The organism is Streptomyces sp. CC224B, assembly GCF_030010595.1.
GTDB lineage: Bacteria > Actinomycetota > Actinomycetes > Streptomycetales > Streptomycetaceae > Streptomyces > Streptomyces longispororuber.
Genome location: NZ_JASCXL010000233.1, coordinates 1 through 2,770, shown reverse-complemented (window position 1 = coordinate 2,770; position 2,770 = coordinate 1). Strand labels below are relative to the sequence as shown.

At 67.1% G+C, this 2,770-nt stretch carries 4 protein-coding genes; 2 read left to right on the top strand and 2 right to left on the bottom strand.

The window, feature by feature from the left end:
* Positions 1–342, bottom strand: a 342-nt coding sequence (locus tag QK440_RS41060) for a DUF6415 family natural product biosynthesis protein (protein ID WP_282798368.1), incomplete at its 3' end; no start/stop codon positions are given.
* Between the two features lie 213 nt (positions 343–555).
* On the opposite strand from QK440_RS41060, the gene QK440_RS41055 reads away from it, so the two are divergent.
* Both QK440_RS41055 and QK440_RS41050 read left to right on the top strand, forming a co-directional pair.
* A complete protein-coding gene (locus QK440_RS41055) occupies positions 556–798 on the top strand; it encodes a DUF397 domain-containing protein (RefSeq protein ID WP_282798367.1) in 243 nt (80 codons plus the stop codon).
* Positions 799–888: 90 nt separating this feature from the next.
* Entirely contained in the window at positions 889–1,800 is a 912-nt protein-coding gene (locus QK440_RS41050; protein WP_282798366.1) for a helix-turn-helix transcriptional regulator, read from the top strand.
* 48 nt (positions 1,801–1,848) lie between these two features.
* Here QK440_RS41050 and QK440_RS41045 read toward each other — a convergent pair whose 3' ends face one another.
* Positions 1,849–2,664, bottom strand: coding sequence for an SAM-dependent methyltransferase (locus QK440_RS41045; RefSeq protein ID WP_282798365.1), 816 nt, complete (start codon positions 2,662–2,664; stop codon positions 1,849–1,851).
* Between the last annotated feature and the right edge of the window lie 106 nt (positions 2,665–2,770).

The following is a 2,770-nucleotide window of genomic DNA, read 5'->3' as shown; positions in this document are numbered from 1 at the left end:
GTAGAGGGCGCGGACGAGCCGGGCGAGATTCTGTGCTCCGGCCACGGTGGCTCGGTGCTCTACGGAAAGGCGCCGGTCGGCTTCGCCGAGCACTGTCTCGGTCAGTGTGCGCGAGGTGCTGCCTGTGGGCAGGTGGGTGCAGCGACGGCGCAGGTCCTCGGTCAGGGCGCGGGCGTGGCCTGCCAGCAGCACGGTGATCTGCTGGCAGTCACGGGGGTGTGGCGTGGTTGCGGGTGCTGACCAGGCCAGTACGGCCTGGATGAGTGACAGGTACGGCTCGCGGTTGAGGGGGGACGCTTCGTGGACGACGTCGGGCACAGGTGGTGCCTGGTGTGTGGTCATCACGATCTTCCCGTGGGCATTTCGGGGTCTGGGCCGTGTAGTTGGGGGCTGGGCCTTGTAGTTCGGAAGAGCTAATATCCCGTCGGCTCTCTTGTGCTGCAAGTACATCTGCAATTGCATCGGTAAGAACGGGCGCATGAAGGCTGGTTCACGCCACCGCGGCGTACGGCTCGCACCGGGCCGGTACCGACCGCCGAGCAAGGGGAAGAACAGATGAACGCACCGATCAACGGCACACGCGCCAGCGCGCTCAAAGGCACGGCCTGGCGTAAGAGCCGCCGCAGCAATCCCAATGGCAACTGCGTTGAACTGGCCGTACTCGCCGACGGGCAAGTGGCGGTACGGAACTCGCGGCACACGGACGGGCCCGCGTTGATCTACACCCGCGCAGAGATCGCGGCCTTCGTGCAAGGAGCGAAGGACGGTGACTTCGACGACATGGCCGGGCTTGCTTGACGCATATGTCGGCCGGATAGTCACCGTCCCTGTACGGACGGTGGAGCCGGTGGGAAACTGAGCGCCCAGCCGAAAGACACGGGAGCCAGCATGGCAGCCGCGCAGCCGGGGCGCGTCCCGCCCCCGCGCCCTCACATCGACCACCCCAGGGGCGGGCCGACAGTTCTGCGGATCATTCTGGGAACGCAGCTGCGCCGGCTGCGGGAGGCGGCAGGCATCACCCGGGAAGCGGCCGGAGACGCCATCCGGGGCTCGCACGCCAAAATCTGCCGCCTGGAACTGGGCCGCGTGGGGTGCAAGGAACGCGATGTCGCCGATCTGCTGTCGCTGTATCGGGTGACGGACGAGGAGCGGCGCGCCGAGTTCCTGGCGCTTGCCCGCGGGACCAGCACACCCGGGTGGTGGCACCAGTACAACGATGTACTGCCCGGCTGGTTCGAGACGCTGATCGGCCTGGAAGAGGCCGCCTTCCTCATCCGCACCTACGAAGTGCAGTTCGTGCCGGGCCTCTTGCAGACCGAGCAGTACGCGCACGCCGTGTGCCGGCTCGGCAACCCGCAAGCGTCCAGGACGGAGATCGAACGCCGGGTGGAACTGCGTCTGCAGCGACAGGCACTGCTCACCGCTTCGAACCCGCCCCGCTTGTGGGCCGTGCTCGACGAGGCATGTCTGCGGCGCCCGATGGGCGGGCGCGGCGTCATGGTGGCCCAGTTACGCCACCTGCTGGAGATGACACAGCTGCCCAACGTCACCGTGCAGATCGCCCCGTTCGACCTCGGTGGGCACGCGGCGGCAGGCGGACCGGTCACCATCCTGCGCTTCCTGGAGCCGGACCTGCCCGACATCGTCTACCTGGAACAGCTCACCAGCGCGCTCTACCTGGACAAGCGCGACGACGTCGACCACTACCTCGCCGTCACCGACCAGCTCAGCGCCCAAGCCGCGTCCCCCCGCGACTCCCAGGCCATACTGCGGCAAATGATCAGGGCCATGGAGCCGTGACAGCGGAAAGGACGCGGGACGGGGTGATCGGTTGTCGCCCCGCCCCGGCTACTGCTTGCGGGCGACGCCGCCGTACTCGATCCACTCCATGGTGCGCTGCTTGGGCCCCACGTCTCCGTCGGGCTTCCACGTCGACACCTCCACCAGACCGGGTTCCACCACGTCCAAGCCCTCCAGGAAGGCGGCGAGTTCGGCCGCTGTGCGCACCCGGCCCCACTGGCCCTGGGTGCTGACCCGCATGAACTCCGTCACGAAGTCTCGGGTTGCCTGATCCTCACTGACGAGCTGGCACACCACCAGGAAACTGCCCGGAGCCAGGCGGTCCGCCACGCGCCGGATCAGGCCGGCTGGGTCATCGGCATCCGGGATGCAGTGGAGTACGGACACAAAGAGCGCGGCCACCGGCTGATCGAAGTCGATCAGCCGCTCCACTTCGGGGTGCCCCATGATGCCGTCCGTGTCACGCATGTCAGCCTGGATCACGGCGGTGTTCTGGTTTTCCTCCAGCAGCGCACGGCCATGGGCCAGCACGATGGGGTCGTTGTCGATGTAGACCACCCGTGAGTCCGGATCGACGCGCTGGGCGACCTGATGGACGTTGTCCTGGGTCGGCAGACCCGAGCCGTGATCGATGAACTGCCGGATACCCTGTTCCCGCGCCAGCCACCGGACCACCCGCTGCAGGAAACGGCGGTTGTTGACGGCCAACACCCGCGTGCTCGGCACGACCTTGTTCAGTTCCTCGCACGCCGCACGGTCCACGGCGTAATTGTCCTTACCGCCGAGGTAGTAGTCGTACATACGCGCCACACTGGGAACGCTGACGTCAACGGTACTGGACTGCGCTCCCGCATCCTGGCTCATCCCATGCTCTCCCGTCACTCGCGACCACCACCTACCCATCCACGGCGGATCGCTACACCCGACCGGCCACAGTGTGTGACGCCCTTGGCACGGCCAACATACCGAT